The sequence below is a fragment of the Acidianus infernus genome (assembly GCF_009729545.1).
Taxonomy (GTDB): domain Archaea; phylum Thermoproteota; class Thermoprotei_A; order Sulfolobales; family Sulfolobaceae; genus Acidianus; species Acidianus infernus.
The window spans coordinates 177,290-193,595 of the sequence record NZ_WFIY01000004.1; the positions used below are offsets into that span (position 1 = coordinate 177,290).

The 16,306-nt window shown below is 31.8% G+C and carries 20 protein-coding genes; 12 read left to right on the forward strand and 8 right to left on the reverse strand.

Going from position 1 to position 16,306, the window contains the following annotated elements:
* Positions 1-122: 122 nt before the first annotated feature.
* Complete coding sequence (locus D1867_RS01085) at positions 123-389, forward strand: ribonuclease P subunit p25 family protein (RefSeq protein WP_155862439.1); 267 nt, start codon at positions 123-125, stop codon at positions 387-389.
* On the opposite strand, the gene rgy is transcribed toward D1867_RS01085, so the two are convergent.
* Positions 354-3,812, reverse strand: a complete 3,459-nt coding sequence (rgy, locus tag D1867_RS01090; protein WP_155862440.1) for a reverse gyrase — start codon at positions 3,810-3,812, stop codon at positions 354-356. The genes D1867_RS01085 and rgy overlap by 36 nt on opposite strands.
* A 115-nt stretch (positions 3,813-3,927) precedes the next feature.
* Between rgy and albA the strand changes: the two genes are divergently transcribed.
* Together albA and D1867_RS01100 are read left to right on the forward strand one after the other, a co-directional pair.
* Positions 3,928-4,224 (forward strand): DNA-binding protein Alba, encoded by a 297-nt coding sequence (gene albA / locus D1867_RS01095; RefSeq protein ID WP_048054665.1) that lies wholly within the window; start codon positions 3,928-3,930, stop codon positions 4,222-4,224.
* Between the two features lie 72 nt (positions 4,225-4,296).
* Positions 4,297-4,617 carry a hypothetical protein gene (locus tag D1867_RS01100; RefSeq protein ID WP_013776209.1) on the forward strand — a complete coding sequence of 107 codons (321 nt, stop codon included), beginning with the start codon at positions 4,297-4,299 and terminating at the stop codon, positions 4,615-4,617.
* On the opposite strand, the gene D1867_RS01105 is transcribed toward D1867_RS01100, so the two are convergent.
* Positions 4,592-4,867: a hypothetical protein gene (locus tag D1867_RS01105; protein ID WP_155862441.1), complete on the reverse strand. Its 276-nt coding sequence runs from the start codon at positions 4,865-4,867 to the stop codon at positions 4,592-4,594. The genes D1867_RS01100 and D1867_RS01105 overlap by 26 nt on opposite strands.
* Positions 4,868-4,972: 105 nt before the next feature.
* Between D1867_RS01105 and D1867_RS01110 the strand changes: the two genes are divergently transcribed.
* On the forward strand, positions 4,973-5,476 hold the full coding sequence (locus D1867_RS01110; RefSeq protein WP_155862442.1) for a hypothetical protein: 504 nt from the start codon (positions 4,973-4,975) through the stop codon (positions 5,474-5,476).
* Here D1867_RS01110 and D1867_RS01115 read toward each other — a convergent pair.
* The gene (locus D1867_RS01115) at positions 5,443-7,077 is read right to left on the reverse strand and encodes a DEAD/DEAH box helicase (protein ID WP_155862443.1); all 1,635 of its coding nucleotides are present in this window, start codon (positions 7,075-7,077) and stop codon (positions 5,443-5,445) included. The two genes, D1867_RS01110 and D1867_RS01115, sit on opposite strands and share 34 nt — an antisense overlap.
* Positions 7,037-7,405, reverse strand: a complete 369-nt coding sequence (locus tag D1867_RS01120; RefSeq protein WP_240872149.1) for a hypothetical protein — start codon at positions 7,403-7,405, stop codon at positions 7,037-7,039. The genes D1867_RS01115 and D1867_RS01120 overlap by 41 nt, the downstream gene beginning before the upstream one ends.
* A 34-nt stretch (positions 7,406-7,439) precedes the next feature.
* Here D1867_RS01120 and cutA point away from each other — a divergent pair, with 34 nt between their 5' ends.
* The 5 genes from cutA to D1867_RS01145 are packed head-to-tail and all read left to right on the forward strand — an operon-like array spanning position 7,440 to position 11,235.
* On the forward strand, positions 7,440-7,757 hold the full coding sequence (cutA, locus tag D1867_RS01125) for a divalent-cation tolerance protein CutA (RefSeq protein ID WP_155862444.1): 318 nt from the start codon (positions 7,440-7,442) through the stop codon (positions 7,755-7,757).
* Positions 7,754-8,044, forward strand: a complete 291-nt coding sequence (gatC, locus tag D1867_RS01130; RefSeq protein WP_013776203.1) for an Asp-tRNA(Asn) amidotransferase subunit GatC — start codon at positions 7,754-7,756, stop codon at positions 8,042-8,044. Before cutA ends, gatC begins: the two co-directional genes overlap by 4 nt.
* 3 nt (positions 8,045-8,047) lie before the next feature.
* On the forward strand, positions 8,048-9,466 hold the full coding sequence (gene gatA / locus D1867_RS01135) for an Asp-tRNA(Asn)/Glu-tRNA(Gln) amidotransferase subunit GatA (protein ID WP_155862445.1): 1,419 nt from the start codon (positions 8,048-8,050) through the stop codon (positions 9,464-9,466).
* 39 nt (positions 9,467-9,505) lie between these two features.
* The gene (gene twy1, locus D1867_RS01140) at positions 9,506-10,585 is read left to right on the forward strand and encodes a 4-demethylwyosine synthase TYW1 (protein WP_155862446.1); all 1,080 of its coding nucleotides are present in this window, start codon (positions 9,506-9,508) and stop codon (positions 10,583-10,585) included.
* Positions 10,579-11,235 (forward strand): DUF120 domain-containing protein, encoded by a 657-nt coding sequence (locus D1867_RS01145; RefSeq protein ID WP_155862447.1) that lies wholly within the window; start codon positions 10,579-10,581, stop codon positions 11,233-11,235. The genes twy1 and D1867_RS01145 overlap by 7 nt, the downstream gene beginning before the upstream one ends.
* Here the strand turns inward: D1867_RS01145 and D1867_RS01150 are convergent.
* Together D1867_RS01150 and dph5 are read right to left on the reverse strand one after the other, a co-directional pair.
* Positions 11,232-11,900 (reverse strand): DUF357 domain-containing protein, encoded by a 669-nt coding sequence (locus D1867_RS01150; protein WP_155862448.1) that lies wholly within the window; start codon positions 11,898-11,900, stop codon positions 11,232-11,234. The genes D1867_RS01145 and D1867_RS01150 overlap by 4 nt on opposite strands.
* On the reverse strand, positions 11,888-12,646 hold the full coding sequence (dph5, locus tag D1867_RS01155) for a diphthine synthase (protein ID WP_155862449.1): 759 nt from the start codon (positions 12,644-12,646) through the stop codon (positions 11,888-11,890). The genes D1867_RS01150 and dph5 overlap by 13 nt, the downstream gene beginning before the upstream one ends.
* Before the next feature lie 40 nt (positions 12,647-12,686).
* Between dph5 and D1867_RS01160 the strand changes: the two genes are divergently transcribed.
* From D1867_RS01160 to D1867_RS01170, 3 genes are all read left to right on the forward strand, one after another.
* A complete protein-coding gene (locus D1867_RS01160; protein ID WP_155862450.1) occupies positions 12,687-13,433 on the forward strand; it encodes a metallophosphoesterase in 747 nt (248 codons plus the stop codon).
* Positions 13,434-13,507: 74 nt separating this feature from the next.
* Entirely contained in the window at positions 13,508-14,074 is a 567-nt protein-coding gene (locus tag D1867_RS01165) for a TATA-box-binding protein (protein WP_256445595.1), read from the forward strand.
* Positions 14,075-14,097: 23 nt separating this feature from the next.
* On the forward strand, positions 14,098-14,298 hold the full coding sequence (locus tag D1867_RS01170) for a DUF5622 domain-containing protein (protein ID WP_155862451.1): 201 nt from the start codon (positions 14,098-14,100) through the stop codon (positions 14,296-14,298).
* Here D1867_RS01170 and D1867_RS01175 read toward each other — a convergent pair.
* Together D1867_RS01175 and D1867_RS01180 are read right to left on the reverse strand one after the other, a co-directional pair.
* Positions 14,290-15,339 carry a DUF373 family protein gene (locus tag D1867_RS01175; protein ID WP_155862452.1) on the reverse strand — a complete coding sequence of 350 codons (1,050 nt, stop codon included), beginning with the start codon at positions 15,337-15,339 and terminating at the stop codon, positions 14,290-14,292. The two genes, D1867_RS01170 and D1867_RS01175, sit on opposite strands and share 9 nt — an antisense overlap.
* The gene (locus D1867_RS01180; RefSeq protein ID WP_155862453.1) at positions 15,311-16,222 is read right to left on the reverse strand and encodes a coiled-coil protein; all 912 of its coding nucleotides are present in this window, start codon (positions 16,220-16,222) and stop codon (positions 15,311-15,313) included. The genes D1867_RS01175 and D1867_RS01180 overlap by 29 nt, the downstream gene beginning before the upstream one ends.
* Positions 16,223-16,306 lie beyond the last annotated feature (84 nt).

Consider the following 16,306-nt stretch of genomic DNA (forward strand, 5'->3'; position numbering starts at 1 on the left):
TGCCCTAAAAGTTGAATGGTGATATGGGCCCGTGTTACTGAATTTAATATATTTTTATGATCTAAATCAATACGACAATAGATTTATTTTTGAGAACTGTTTCTCATGTGTGAAGTAAGATGATGAATAAACCATTAGAGGTAGTGGTTAGTAGATCAAAATCCGTCGAAGATCATGTTTTAGAAATAATAGAAATACTTAATCACAATAGTAACGAAGTTGACTTAAAAGGATATGGATTTGAAATAAATAAGGCAGTAGATATTTACAACGCATTAAAAGATAGATTAAAAGAAGGGATAACTTTAGAAGAGGTCTCGATAGGTAGCGAAACTAAGGATAGAAAAAGAATATCATATTTGTTGCTCAGAATTAAGAGAAGTTACTAAGGATTTTATTTGCCCTAATATTTCAGTTAATACATTATCTGCATCGAGCTTACCTCCAGCTATCATATCCATTTTCTCTAACAATTCTGCCGTAGTGTTCTCTGACACTAGAGATGAGAACTTAGAATTTAAATAATGGTAAACGTTAATTCCTTTCTTTGTTGCTATTAATGCATATTTCTTTTTACTTTCTACAATATATCCATGCCTCATTAATGTTTGAATAATTTTTGCATATGTACTAGGTCTGCCTATGTTCTTATCTTTCATTTCTTTAATTACCTCAGCGTAAGTGTAGAGCCTAACTTTAGATCCTTTAGTTATTATTGGATTAACTTGAATCTCTCCTTCTGGTATTTCATAAATTCTTGGCTTCAAAATATCTGAAAATCCTCCTTTTATACTAGTTAAAACTGTAATTTCACTTACGTTATCTAGAACTTTTATTTGATATTTAGTATATTTACCTATGGCCTCTTTCATCTGACTAGCTAAAAACCTCTTAAATATCATGTCGTAGATCGCAAAGTGAGCCCAAGTAAATTTAATGAAGTAAGCTTGCGGATTATCTTCTATTTCCTTTTTTAACTCTTCTGCATCAATCGGTCTAGTAGGTCTTATTGCCTCATGAGTTCCTTCATTACCCCAGCTTCTAGGCATGAAACTTTTTATTAAGCCTTTTTTATCTAAATATTCTTTAGCTATTTCTATTCCTTTATTTGAAACATGTATACTGTCAGTCCTATGATAAGTTATAAGCCCAGATTCAAATAGCTCTTGAGCTATTTTCATAACTCTCTCTGCAGGAAGCTTATACAAATTATAAGCATCAATAAGCAATGAATCCGTAGTATAAGGAGGTAACGGAAGTATTATGTCATCTTTATCTTCAATTTTCTTAACTATTACCTTATCTATTTTTACATGCTTATTATCTAAGAATACCTTATGTGTATAATTTCCTAGTTTTATGCTAGCTACATAACACATGTTTTTCTTATATTCTTCAGTCCTCTTAGTTATCCAGCCTAATACTGGCGTCTGAACTCTCCCTGCACCGAAATTCCTATTAGAGAATTTTATCTGTAGTAATTTACTTAATTCAAATCCGACCCAACGATCTTCAATCCTTCTAACTATTTGGCTTTTTACTAAGTTTAGATCAATACTTGTAGGATTAGCTAATGCTTCTAGTATACCTTTTTTAGTTACCTCATGATATTTGATTCTATAAATGTTTGGATTATAAGCTGAAATATTAGCTGCCACATCGAAAGCAATTTTTTCACCTTCAACATCTGGATCTGTTGCTATGTAAACTTTCTCTACTTCCATGGCTATCTTTCTTATAGCGTTAATTGTAGACATTGAGGACGAAATTAACGTTGAACCGCAATATGGACATTTATCAATTTCTTGAGAAAATACTCTCTTGCAATTCATGCATTTATATAATGGAGAATAGTAAGGATACTTGTCCTCATTACGTATTTCTACTCCATAGTATCCTATATTTTCTGTGGTTAAATCAGCTACATGACCTTTAGTAGCTACTATATCTAAGATATGTACATTATTTGCATCTACTATTACTGTCTCATAGATTGGGACTCCTGCTATGTTTCTTTTTGCTGGAGCACCAAACATTTTTGCAATAGTCCTTGCCTTTGTAGGAGATTCTACTATCATTAGGCCAGTGGAAATATGAAGTTCTTCGTTTTTATCATTTCTACTTCTTTCTATTTCATTTTTAACTTTCGCTATATCTAAAGAGTCAAAATTAGTAGGATTAAAGTTATATATCATATACTGTAATTTGCGCTTTAACATTTCATACAGCTTAACATCATCTATTATTGTAATGGCTAAACCTAAAGTGAGACCTCCATTTAATAGCCTGCTACTTCTACCTGAACCTTGCAAGTAAGTTATAGCATCTGGATACTCTATATAAAATTCCTTCCCTATCTTTCTTATTAAAAATGTATCTGAAATTACTTCATTAGAAACTGTCTTTAATACAGATTTTACTTCGTCTATTTTACCTTCTAAAATCTTCTGGATCTCTCCTAGTTTTCCTGTCAGTTTTTGCGATTTAAGAAATGCAAGTTTTATTAGCTGCGCTTCTGACGGAGATAACGATAGTATTAGGTTATCGTCAATATTAACGTTAAATAACTTTGAAATTTTTAGTAAAGTGTAAGGATTGTAAATTGCTTGAGAAAGCCTAATCCTAGATTTGGGGACACCGTAGAATATTACATATTTTAACCTTTTTGGCTCGTCTATACCCCTTACTGCTACTCCATAATATGATGCAGAACCTATAATTATATCTATTTCTCCATTAGAAAATTTCTCTAAAAACTTCCTACCACTTAAAGCTATAGCTGTTTTAAATCCTAATTTCTCTAAGCTTTCGTTTACCTCTTTTATCTTATCCTTACCATATTCTTTAGAAACTAGTATTAACCCACCACTACCTAATTTATTTACAATATCGACTAGAGGTGACGTTGTAAACGCGTCTATAATGTTCCTTGCATATATCTGAGCAGTTGAAACGTCAAATCCAGTTATGTATTTTAAAGCTTTTTGTTTAATTCCCTTAGGTCTTAAAGTTGCACTTGCAACAACTAATTGAGAAGCTGTTCCATAATACTTTGAAATCCTACTTTCTATTTCAGCAATTTTGGTTTCAATTTCATCTCTTTTTTCCTCTATTGCTAATAGCCTTTTCAGTTTTACAAGTTTTATTGCGTCTTCATAAACTTCTTGTGGTATACCCATTAAGGTTACTAATCTATCTACAGTTTTTCCGCTTTTTACTATGGCATCTGCATCATCTACTGCCACAAAATCCGGTCTATATTCTTTTATTTCCTCAAAATTTTTATTTATATAATTCACTGTCACAATACTAATCCCTTGACCCACTTTTCCACAAGATGTCTTACTCCCAATTTTTTCTATTTTTTCACATATTTGTTGCATTAATGACTTTGTTGGAACAATATAAAGTACGTTTTTATTAGAGTTTTGCAAATAAGTTGAATAAACAATTATTGTGGTTGTCTTCCCCATTCCCGTAGGAGCAGACATTGAAAAACTAGAGCCTTCTATAAGCCTTCTTAGCCAAAGCTTTTGTAAGGACCATGGTTCCTTACCGGTTATTTTTTTAAAGTAATCAATTATCTCTTGTGATAGTTGATGATAATAATACAAATTCCAATATCCTTTTAGTTTATTTTCATGAACTAAAATATTATATATTAGCCTTATTTTCTCATCTATAGATAGATTTTTGAACGGAGATATATCACCAGGCAGGCACTTAGAGCAAGGTAAGCCGGCTAATGCTCTATAATCCTCTAATGGACCACCGCAATTTGGGCATGCTTTTAAAAATACTGAAGTTACCATGCTGTTTTTGTTCTATGTTTAGGACTACTTTATAAATCGAAAAACTAGATGTTACCTTGTCGGATAACTTTTTAACTTAGAGTGAGTGTTTAATGACCGAAAATCGGGTGATAAAATGAGCACGACCACTCCAACTCCAAGCAACGTAGTATTAGTTGGTAAAAAACCTGTAATGAACTATGTATTAGCAGCTCTAACTTTATTAAATCAAGGAGTTCCAGAAATAGTAATCAAAGCCAGAGGAAGAGCAATAAGCAAAGCTGTAGACACAGTAGAGATAGTTAGAAACAGGTTCTTACCAGACAAGATAGAGATAAAGTCAATAGGAATAGGAAGCCAAGTAGTAACTAGCCAAGACGGAAGGCAATCTAGAGTATCAACAATAGAAGTAACTATCAGGAAAAAGGCATAAGATTATTTTTTAACATCTCTTTTCCCTCCACTACTTTTAATAGGTTGAAAATATATTGAGTTTTGATAGTAAATGTCACAGCCCGCATATAAGGTAGAATTTGAAGGAAAAGCTAAAATAGGACAAATAATGGGAAATCTAGCTTCTATACAATTAAAGCCGGAAGACTTCTCAAGTCCATTATCTCTTCAAATGGCATTATCTAGAATCTATAATGAATTAATGAAGGCAATGTCACAAGGTCCGCAAACTCATTATGTTGCTGATGTTAAATTCACGGACTCTTTAGGAAATCCTGTTTCTATAGGAGTAGATTTCGGAGATAAAATTCCACCACTTTCTAAACAAGACGTTAAAGTAAAGATAACTATTGAATTTTATGACGAAGAGTAGCCCTTCTTTTTAAATAATCAATTGACATCAAATAAATGTATTCATCAAAGTTGGATAGTCTATATTCTAAAAAATCTATCTTGTTTATTAATCCGATTTTTTGCATATATTTTATAGCAGATAAAGATACTTTCTTAGAGAAGAACGGTTTTAAAACATCTAATGCTTCGCCTAGATTAAAAACGTCATATCCAAATTTCCTATATAATAAGAAATAAATTACTATTTCCCTCTTTTTTAACCATCTCATGATTGCCACCAGATGTCGTAAGCCCGGTTACTCATCATTTATTCAGACCTTACGAGCTTTGCTTCATCCATTAGTATTTTAAGATTAAAGTTAAAAAATACTCTTGTGCCATACTCTCAAGGAAAATTCTGCTTTCCATTAGAGGTTAAAGAAGTAAGAAAAGGAGATGTTATAGTAGTAAAACCAACAAGCGTTAAGTCTAATGGAATTCAATTAGTTTTACCTTCTTTATCATTAATAAGTGACTCTTGTAATAGAAAAATTGACTCTTTAATCTGGGTAGATGGAGTAAGAATCCACGGAAATGAAGAAATAATATTTGATGGAGGAAAGCTCAAGGTACAAGGTAAAATTAAGGTAGAGAGCCCAGAATTTTTACCTGGATATACTTTAAAGAAGATATTAGATAATAAAGAAATTTTAATTAATAGTTTAGGGGTAGATGGAATACCTATAATTAGTATAGATAATTACCCACTAATATATATTAAGCGAGACACTAATGGCAACATTAAAATTCACGTAAACTCTGTTAATAATCCGATTTTAGAACTTGCATCTTTATCTCTTTATTATTACATATCATCTGAATATTCCGAGGAAATCTGAATTTCGTCTAGAATAGAATCTTCTTTCCTCTTCTTTGATTGATATTCTTCTTGTGTACCAGCTACTATAATTTCGTAAAGTATTGCCCTCTTACCATTAACAGGCCTTAGTATTCTACCTAGTCTTTGAATGAATTGCCTTCTTGAACTTGTACCAGTAACTATTATCCCAACACTAGCATCTGGAATATCTAAGCCTTCATCACCTACAGTAGTTAATGTAAGTACTCCGCTTTTCATAAACTTAAACGTATCAAGAACTTTCTTTCTTTCATTTTTAGACATTTTTCCAGAAATTAGTAAAGTATTGAATCTTCTGGCTATTTCTTTTGCCTGATCTACATATTGAGTAAAAATTAGAATTTTCTTTCCTTTCTCTTTATTTAATATCTCCTCTATTTTAAGCATTTTATTCTGGGCAAAATTTACTACTTTTTTAATTTCATTGTAGACCTTTATGGCTTCAATTGCATTACTATCTCCGTTTTTAGCTAGTATTATGAGTTCCTTCAATTTTTTATTCTTGGACAATACTCTAAATTTATTGAGTAAAGTAAGATATTTCTTCCTTTCTTCGGCGGTTAAAAAGACCTTAACTTGCACTATGTCATAGGGAGCTAAATATCCTTTTTTAATTAGCTCATCTACTGGCTTATAATAGACAATTCCTCCCATTAACTTAAATAACTCTTCATGACGACCATCTTCTCTAAATGGAGTAGCCGATAAGCCTAACCTTTTTGTTGCTAAAATTCCTAACGCTACTTCTCTAAACTTATCTGCAGGCAAATGATGGGCTTCATCTATTATTAATAAATCGAATTTATCGCTTAATTCAGTAACATGTCTAAATGCTGTTTGGTAAGTTGAAAGCGTTATTTGCTTAATTTCTTTCTCGTTACTATAATATAAGCCAACTTCTGGTCTAATTGAGGAAAATTTCATTATAGTTTCTTTCCATTGTAACATTTGCTCTCTGGTGAAAGTTACTATTAATGTAGGAACCTTTGTTTCTTCTATAGCTTTTATACCAATTATTGTCTTTCCTGCCCCAGTAGGTAATGCGATAACTCCACGATAATTATTATCCTTCCACTTTTGTATTGCTTCATTCTGATAATCCCTTAAAGTTACGCTTAATGAAAAATCAAATTTCTTAAATTCTAAATTTAATTCTTTTACCGTTAAACCATTCTCTATAAATAGCTCTTTTAAATCGTAATAATAATATGGATACGTTTCAAAAATCTTATCTTGCTTATTATACTTTATAGGTATTTTGCCCTCACTTTTCTTGATGATATCCATAACATAAACATGAGGTATAATTATCAATTTGCCTCTATTTATTGAAAACTCTACATCATACGTGGGAAGCAATTTTTGCAATTCTCTATACTCTTCTTCTGTTAAACTTACGCCAATATCTTTTAGTGTTTCCTTTATTTCTTCTACTCTTACTCTATTTTTTCTTGCCCTTTCAATGTCTATTACGAATTCGGAGACACCATTCTCTCTACCCAAGAATCTAGCAAATGTTAAAAGTTTTGAGAAAGTATCCTCATCTAGCCACCGCGTTAAGTAAAAAGTCTTCGAGAACATCCTTTATCACTTCAACGTAAACTACTCTTTCATTAGTCAATCTATTAATGTAATCAACTAAATCAGTTATTTCATAAATAAAATAAGTATTACCTCCCTCATATTTAAAGACACCAATTAGCCTTTTCTCACTATTTTGTTTAATAGTCATTAAATACGCTCCAATTATTTCATCAGAATATGGATTTACATGTAAAATTATTCCATCCCCGTTTGATAACGTAATTCCTATAAATTCCTTACCTAAGTACTCGGCCTCTGAAATTCCGTATTCTAAAGATTCCTTTAAACCTGGTAAAGGTAAGTCTATTATATCCTTTATTTTCACAAGATTTAATTTACGGCATAATACCTTATTAAATATGACAGCTATTATAGTTCTTACCACTATTTCTGGATTAGAATCAGGAAAGAAATTAGCTAGAAGCTTAGTTGAAGAAAAACTGGCTGCTTGTGTAAATATAATTCCATATGTTAAATCTACTTATAGATGGGAAGGAAAAGTAGTTGAAGACGATGAAAGTTTACTTATTATAAAAACAGATTCTTCTGTTAAAGAGAAAATAATAAAAAGAATTAAAGAACTACATCCATACCAATTACCAGAAATAATTACATTAGATGTTACTGGAGGATTAGAAAATTATTTGAATTGGATAGCAGAGAGTGTTCAACAATGAAAATAAAAGTTGATGATCAACTGATAGAAAAGCTTCAAAGATTAGCCCTAGTTGAGATTAACGATAATGAAAAGGAAATTATAAAAAATGATATATCAAAAATCCTAGAGTTCTTTAACAAAATTAACGAGCTAAATCTAGAAAATGTTGATCCTTTATTTCACCCAATACCTCAAGGCAAATTAAGAAAAGACGAAATAAAAACTCCTCTAGATAGAGATTCTGCATTACAAAACGTAAAAAGGAAGGAAAATGGATATATTATAGGACCCAGCACGGTGGAATAAAAAATGATTAGCAAACTTGTAGAAGACTTAAAGAATGGAAATTTAGACCCAGAAGAGTATGTGGCTAAAACGTTTGAGAGAATTAATAAATTAGATAAGAATATTAATGCATTCATTACGCTAAGGGATGAAGAAGAAGTAAAAAAAGAAGTGAAAGAAAGTATTAAAAGAGGAGGCAAACTTGCAGGTGTATTAATTGCAGTAAAGGATGTAATTTCTACCAAAGGAATAAGAACTACTTGTGCTTCAAAAATGCTTAGCGATTATATACCTCCTTATGATGCTACAGTTATAGAGAAACTAAAAAATGAGGGAGCAGTGATACTAGGAAAGACTAATATGGACGAATTTGCAATGGGCTCCACAACTGAAACTAGCTATTTCGGTCCAACAAGGAATCCTTGGGATTTAGAAAGAACCCCTGGAGGATCATCTGGAGGTAGTGGCGCTGCATTAGCAGCAGGATATGTAGATCTGGCGCTTGGAAGTGATACTGGAGGATCAATCAGAGCTCCGGCCGCATTTACTGCGACTTTTGGTTTAAAACCTTCTTACGGCACTGTAAGTAGATACGGTTTAATAGCGTATGCCAATAGCCTAGAGCAAATAGGACCTATGGCAAAAAATGCTGAAGACCTTGGTTTATTATACTCTATAATAGCTGGAGAAGATGATAAAGATGCAACAACAATTAAATATTCGGTAGACAGTCCTCCAGGCGAAATACCTATAAAAGGAATTAAAATAGGTATACTTAGCGATATTTTAGAAATGTCTGATAAGAGTGTAGTCAGTGTTATTAGAACAGCTATTGATAAGTTATCTTCTGAAGGCGCGATAATAGAAGAGACAAAGCTAGGTTATGCAGAATACGCTTTACCAGCTTATTATATAATAGCCATGTCAGAAGCAAGCTCTAATTTAGCTAGATATGATGGAGTTAGATATGGATATAGTAAGCATTTTGAAGGAAACTGGATAGAAACATTTAGTAAGAACAGAGGAGAAGGATTTGGAATGGAAGTTAAGAGGAGAATTTTGCTAGGCTCTTTCATTCTCAGTGCAGGTTATTATGAGGAATATTACATAAAGGCTTTAAAAGTGAGAAGGTTAATAAAGAATAGTTTAGACCAGCTATTTAGTAAATACGATGTTTTATTATCACCTACAATGCCTGTTTTGCCTCCTAAAATAGGCGAAGTAATTAATGATCCAATAAAGATGTATGCAATGGATTTAAATACTGTAATTGCAAATCTAGCTGCAGTCCCTGCGATATCTATACCTGCAGGATTTTATAATAACTTACCCGTTGGCCTCCAAATGATGGGAAGATATCTATCGGATACCATGCTAATTGGAATATCTATAAACATAGAAAAGATTTTAAATATGCACGATTTAACTGCACCTATTGTATAAGGTTTTTTAAATTAGATGTACTATTTTAAACTGACTATTATGGTTGTCTCAACGTTAAGGATAGACACGTTAAGTAGAATAATGGAAGAAATGGAAAAAGAGAAGTATCATATAATAGGAAATCATAGTGCTTATAAGAAATGCCACTGGACTCATGAAGCATTAACTGAGGGGAGGTATTGTTACAAAGGGAAATTCTATGGAATAGAAAGTCATAGATGCGTTCAAATGACGCCTACTGCTGCATGGTGTTGGTTTAGATGCATACACTGCTGGAGGCTTGAGCCAGAAGACATTGGCTTAGAATGGGATGAGACTAAACTACCTATAACAGATGATCCAGAATATATTGCAGAGAAAAGTATTGAGGAACATAAGAGGGCAGTTTCTGGTTATCTAGGAAGAAAAGGAGTAGATCCTAATATGGCTAAAGAAGCTATGAAACCTGCACATGTAGCTATAAGCTTAACTGGAGAGCCTACATTATATGATAGATTAGGGGAATTAATTCACGAATATCATAAGAGGGGATTAACTACATTCCTAGTAACTAGTGGAGTTAGACCGGATGTTCTAGCTAGTTTAGAAGAAGAACCAACTCAACTCTTTGTATCAATACAGGCTCCTAATGAAAGAAAACATAAGCTAATAAATAGACCTATAGTAGCTAATTCATGGAATTTATTCCTAAAAACTCTTGAAATACTACCGAGTTTTAGTTCTCCTACCGTAATAAGAATGACTATGATAAAAGGATTTAATATGAGTGAAGAAGATGCGAAAGATTTTGCAAAATTAATTGAAATAGCTATGCCTACTTATATTGAAGTAAAGGCTTACATGCATGTAGGACCTTCAACATTAAGGTTGAGTAGGGATGCAATGCCAAGACACTCAGAAGTGAGAGAGTTTGCTAAATTAATGGAAAAGTATACTGGATATAAAATTATTTCAGAGCACGTACCCAGTAGGATTGTTCTATTAAGTAAATTAGATAAACCAATACAAATAGGTAATGCGTGGAGTGATAAATGGAACTGGGCAACTAAAGATACTGAAGACGACATACACGGAGAGTATGCAGAAGCTGAATTAGGCTCAGGTAATAATCAATGCTAACTGAGATATGTACATTAAGTAGGATAATAAATCTAGTAAAGGAAAGAGGAGAAATAACACAACAAATTCTAGCGAAAGAGTTCAATATTTCTCAACAATCTGTATCTAGGAAATTAAAGGAATTAGAAGATGCTAATTTGATAATTAGAATTGAAACCAAAGATGGAGAAATAATAAGACTTACAGAAAAAGGTGAAAATTTTCTTTTAAATTGTTTAAATGAAATATCGTCAGCGATAGCGTTTCAACACGAAATAAGAATTAAAGGAAAAGTAACTTCCGGTTTAGGAGAAGGTAAGCTATTTCTTTCTTTGCCATATTATGAGAATTCATTTAAAAAATTTTTAGGATTTACTCCTTTTCCAGGAACATTAAATATTGTGATTTATGATAGAATTTCCTTTGAAAATAGGCTTCTTTTAGATACTTCAAGGTATATAAATATACCAGAATATAGAGATGAGAATAGAGTCTTAGGTGCAGTGAAAGCATATCCTGCCAGAATAAACGATCTAGAGCCTGCAGCAATAGTTATACCTCTAAGGACAACCCATCCTAAAAGCGTAATAGAAATAATTTCTCCTTATTATTTGAGAGAAAAACTTTCTCTTAAAGATGGAGACGAAGTTGTAATAGAAGCTTTAATCTAAGATTTGCAATACCTAGAAATGATCTCATTTATAATAGATGTAGTACTACTATGTTTCCATTTATTTATCCTTTCTGGCATTTTAACTATTTCTGCATTTATACCTCTTTTTTCTAATTCTTTTTTTAACTCCTCTATATTCACGCGTTGATCTGGACCTAGGAAAATTATATCTGGCTTTACTCTTTCAACGCTTTTTATGAAGTCTTTTTCGTCTCCTAAAAATGCGTCATAAACGTACCTAATACTTTTCACTACTTCTAATCTCTGCTCCTCATCGTTTATGGGTTTTCTACCTTTGATTTTCTCAGAATTTTTATCTCTTGCAACAGAGACATAAACTCTTCCTAATCTTGAAGCTTCTCTTAAAAATTCTATGTGACCCGGATGTATTATATCAAATGTACCGCCTACAAAGACCTTTTTTGAAATATCGGAGTCAGGATCCTTATTATTTATAATAAGGACTGCATCTAATAGACCCTCTGCATATGCTATATCTACTATTGCCGTATCTATGTCGCCTTTATCTAAGTAATATTTAGCATCTTCAGTATACTGCTTAGCTAGATCTATAATTTTTTGATAATCTGGCATGCTAATTTTTGATAATCTATCATTCATCCCGTTAATATATTTAATTACTCTATCTCTTAATGAAGACATTTCAAAGCCTCAACCTCCATATAATGGAGATTTTTAGATGGAACTATTATAATGTGAGGCGGATCTTTATATTTATATTCTAATGCTTCGCTTATTGTTAAAGCTTTAACTTCTTCGTCTTCGCAACCCAATCTTTGGCCTATGATAATTTGAGTGCTAGGAGTTATAATTCCTTCTTTCTTTATCTCTTCCATTTGAAGTAAGAGCGATATTGCATCCTTAGCGCTCATTGGCTTTCCTTCTTTCAAATCAAGATAAAGAATTGTGTGCAATCCTCTAGACGAATTATCCTTTATTACCTCATAAGGGGTAGTATCAAGAATTTTATCGTAAGGATATACAACTGTAACAGATCTTCCAAATTTATATGAAGACAGCATAGATTTTGAAATGACATAGCAATGAACAGAAATTCCTGGAATAATCATCACGTTATATCCTTTATTCTTGGCTTCTGTAGCTAAACTCACATGAGTTGTGGCTATCATTGGGTCTCCTATAGTCGCTATACCAACCGATTTACCGTCTTCTAAAAGTTTTATAATACTTTTTGAGTTATTCTCCAAAGTGTTCCTGTCAGCAAGAATGATCTGTCTTCCGAGTAATTTTTCTAAGTATTCCTTGTTTATGTCACAGGAAAGTGAGGTATAGGCGTCTAAATATAATACGTCGACTTTTCTCATTGCATCTATAGAAGCTTGAGTAAGAAATTTTTTTGCCAAACCTAAGCCTATAAAGTAGAGCATTTTGCATATTTTTATTCATGGAATATAAAAGGTGTTCGAAATGATAGAAATAGAGAAGGGGATATACATTGAGGGAGACATACCTGGAATTTATATAAAGAGTATTAATACTGCAATTATTTCCGATGTTCATATAGGCTATGAAGAAGAAATGGCAAGAAAAGGAATATTTCTACCTAGAGTACAAAAGAAAAAATTTTTGGATATAGTAAATAAGATAATTAGAGAATTTAATACATATAATATAATAATTGATGGAGACTTCAAACATATTTTTAACGGACTAGGAAAGCAAGAGAAAGAAGATTTAACTTCTGCACTTTCTACAATAAAAGACCTAGGGGTTAAACTAACATTAATAAGGGGAAATCACGATAACTATATTTCTTTAGTAACTGATAAATTTGATATAGAAATAAAAGATGAAATAGTAACTGATAACATGATAATTTTCCATGGTCATAAGGATATAGAACCTAAAGAGAACGTTATCTACATAATAGGTCATGAACATCCACGAATTTCACTTAGAGATAAATTAGGCTTCTCAAGGAAATTGCAAGCATTTTTACTCGTACCATTAAAAAATGGGTCAAAAGCCTTAATTTTACCGGCCATAGGTAGTTACCAAGCAGGTAATGATATTTCACTAATTCATAATAATTATATGAGCCCGCTAATAAGAAATTATGGCATTTTGGAAGAAGCTAAACCTTATGTAATAATTGAAGGAGAAGGGATAATGGAATTCCCCAAATTAGAGCTTTTAAAGAATATTGTAGTTTAAATATGGGTTTATAAATGAGTATATAAGATATTTATATGGTGATTTGAATCTCTAACTCCATCACTTATAAACCAATTATAAGCATAGAAAATATCGTAGCTACAGTTACTCTTGACCAACAACTAGATTTATATGCTATGGAAAGAAGTGTACCTAACGTTGAATACGATCCAGATCAATTTCCAGGCTTAATATTTAGGCTTGAAAGTCCAAAAGTTACTTCGCTCATATTTAAATCTGGCAAGATGGTGGTAACAGGGGCTAAAAGCACTGAAGAACTAATAAAGGCTGTAAAAAGGATAATAAAAACTTTGAAGAAATACGGAATAAAAATAACTGGAAAACCTAAAATACAGATACAGAACATAGTAGCCTCTGCGAACATGCATGTTCACGTCAATTTAGATAAAGCCGCCTTCCTCCTTGAAAACAATATGTATGAACCAGAGCAGTTTCCAGGATTAATATTTAGAATGGACGACCCTAGAGTAGTGCTTCTAATTTTCAGTAGCGGAAAAATGGTAATAACTGGTGCAAAGAGGGAAGAAGAAGTGTACAAAGCTGTTAAGAAAATATTTGATAAACTGAACGAGTTAGACTGCATAAAGCCAATAGAAGAGGAGGAAGAATTAGAAATATAAACGTCTTTTTCTTACTCATTCTTATGCTAAAGCATAAGAAATACCTTTACGTCGATACAGGAAAATATTTCATAAAAGTAAGAGTTTTAAAAAATAGAGATGAAAATTCTCCAGATTCATATATCATAGTAAGTAAGAATATTAAAAAGCCTAGAAATGCCTTAGTTAAAAAGCTTGAAGATCTACCTATAGAAGTGAGAGATAAAATTAGCAAATTAGCTTGAACTAAATTTGTATTTTTCTATCAGATTTAATATTATATATGCAAAAATTAGTACCATTGAGGATATCGTTAAAGCATAAAATGATTGAAACTGAATTATATAAATTCCTTCCTCTAAGTTTTTCAATACATCTGTAATAATATAATATGAAATAATTATAGCACTAATTTTTATAATGTCATGAAATAATTTTATACTTTTATCTAGAGCACTAGATAAGGCTTTTGCGCCTAATAATATTAGTATGCTAAATGTAATATAAGGTAACATCGAAGAAATTACTGTAGAGATAACATATACGCTATTACCTTTAATTGAAATATATGTAAAATACCCATTAATGAGTGATATTGCAAAAGATATGGAAGAGAGTAAAGCAGCTATTACCATAATTGTAGAGTTTTCCCACCATTTTTCCATCATCTCGTCTAAATCAAATCCCCTTATTATCATAGCACTGCCAATAAGAATTGTAATGACTGGAACTATGTACGAGATTAAACCTAAAACTTCAAGAATTCCTGCAGCAAAAAGTATTGCACCAGGCACTCCTAAAAAAATCCTTGAATATCTTGGTTCGTTTAATATCTTTTTAAAATATTTTCCTAAAAGAATATACGTTTCTTCTACTCCTCTATGTTGCTCTACTATAACTCTTTGAACTCCAGAAATTTTTAATCTAGATTGTATTATTGGTAGTGCCTTTGCATCTTCTGGGCTATCATAGACAACTATACTATCCTGAGGATTCAATTCCTTTATTATTTCGTCTAATTGAGCTGATATCTTTCTCTGAGCTTCTAAGCCACCTTTCTGAGAGCCTGCTAGGAATACAATTTCTACGTCTTGCCCTTCTTTTTTCATTTTCTTATATATATTATAAGCTACTATCATTGAGTTAAAATCTGAATCATCGGCCATTATTTCTGAAGCCTTATCTATGGCTTCCTTTACGTTAGCCTCTCCTATTACTGGTGATTTAATTCCTGCTAAACTCAAGTCATCGTCTATATCAATATATATTATCACTGTCTTTGCCATCTTCCTTATCATTTTCACCATAAAGTATTAAAAGTTCCTCAAAAGTAAGCCTTTGACCTGACTTTAGCTTTTCTTCCGCAATTTTCTTCTTCTTTTCTATAATTTCTTCTCTTGTTGGTCTTGATGATGTAGCCTCTACTTTTTCTCCTTTTAACTGTTTTATATAATTCTCAATTTCATTATTCTTCTCTTTTATCTGATTATTTATATTACCTATCTTATTTCTAATCTCTTCTATTTGTTTATTTATTTCATCTATTTCCTTTTTGGTCTTTTCTCTATCTTCTTTTAGCGAATTTAAAATATTCCTTTTCTGAGATAATTCTGTTATTATGCTGGCTATTTGCTGCCTTATTGTGGATAATTCTATTCTCTTAGCTAGATATTCTGCTCTTTCTACTGTACCTTTTTCTTTAATTTCTAACATTTTTCTTGCCTCTCCTAATTTTTTCTCTAATTCTGCTATTTTTTGAACAATTCTCTTTTCCTCATCTAAAGGTAATGAGGAAGTTTGAAGTCTCCATTCTAAGCTTTGTATTCTCCTTTCTATTGCATCAATATCTAAACCTTGAGTTTTTTGAAGTATGGCTTTTATCTCGTCAAACTGCTTTCTCATTCCTTGAATTTCTTGCAGTAACTGTTGTTTTCTATCTTTAAGCTTCTTTAATTCTTCAAGCCTAAGTGAGAATTCGTTTCTTACAGTATCTATTTGTGATCTAATTCCTTTGAGCTTTTCTATTTTTTCTAGCTTCTTTTGTTTTAATTTGTTTAAATCCTCCAATGCTTGAGTTTTCTCTTGTTTTAACTTAGAAATTTCATCTTTTATTTCTGCTATTTTCTTATAAATAGCCTCTTCTGCGCTATTGGTAGCTGAATTACTCATCGCATTGGTATTAGGATATCTTATTAATAATTTTTCTCCTAATTATTCTGCAATAGATTATGTTAAATATATCCTTTCTTCTTA

Bases quoted from the DNA above. Each gene is read 5' to 3' on its own strand.
- D1867_RS01150 (WP_155862448.1), bottom strand. From the start codon at position 11,900: ATGTCTTCATTAAGAGATAGAGTAATTAAATATATTAACGGGATGAAT.
- cutA (WP_155862444.1), top strand. From the start codon at position 7,440: ATGACAGCTATTATAGTTCTTACCACTATTTCTGGATTAGAATCAGGA.
- D1867_RS01115 (WP_155862443.1), bottom strand. From the start codon at position 7,077: ATGTTCTCGAAGACTTTTTACTTAACGCGGTGGCTAGATGAGGATACT.
- D1867_RS01180 (WP_155862453.1), bottom strand. From the start codon at position 16,222: ATGAGTAATTCAGCTACCAATAGCGCAGAAGAGGCTATTTATAAGAAA.
- D1867_RS01175 (WP_155862452.1), bottom strand. From the start codon at position 15,339: ATGGCAAAGACAGTGATAATATATATTGATATAGACGATGACTTGAGT.
- D1867_RS01085 (WP_155862439.1), top strand. From the start codon at position 123: ATGAATAAACCATTAGAGGTAGTGGTTAGTAGATCAAAATCCGTCGAA.
- dph5 (WP_155862449.1), bottom strand. From the start codon at position 12,646: ATGCTCTACTTTATAGGCTTAGGTTTGGCAAAAAAATTTCTTACTCAA.
- D1867_RS01100 (WP_013776209.1), top strand. From the start codon at position 4,297: ATGTCACAGCCCGCATATAAGGTAGAATTTGAAGGAAAAGCTAAAATA.
- twy1 (WP_155862446.1), top strand. From the start codon at position 9,506: ATGGTTGTCTCAACGTTAAGGATAGACACGTTAAGTAGAATAATGGAA.
- D1867_RS01160 (WP_155862450.1), top strand. From the start codon at position 12,687: ATGATAGAAATAGAGAAGGGGATATACATTGAGGGAGACATACCTGGA.
- gatA (WP_155862445.1), top strand. From the start codon at position 8,048: ATGATTAGCAAACTTGTAGAAGACTTAAAGAATGGAAATTTAGACCCA.
- D1867_RS01105 (WP_155862441.1), bottom strand. From the start codon at position 4,867: ATGAGATGGTTAAAAAAGAGGGAAATAGTAATTTATTTCTTATTATAT.
- D1867_RS01170 (WP_155862451.1), top strand. From the start codon at position 14,098: ATGCTAAAGCATAAGAAATACCTTTACGTCGATACAGGAAAATATTTC.
- albA (WP_048054665.1), top strand. From the start codon at position 3,928: ATGAGCACGACCACTCCAACTCCAAGCAACGTAGTATTAGTTGGTAAA.
- rgy (WP_155862440.1), bottom strand. From the start codon at position 3,812: ATGGTAACTTCAGTATTTTTAAAAGCATGCCCAAATTGCGGTGGTCCA.
- D1867_RS01145 (WP_155862447.1), top strand. From the start codon at position 10,579: ATGCTAACTGAGATATGTACATTAAGTAGGATAATAAATCTAGTAAAG.
- gatC (WP_013776203.1), top strand. From the start codon at position 7,754: ATGAAAATAAAAGTTGATGATCAACTGATAGAAAAGCTTCAAAGATTA.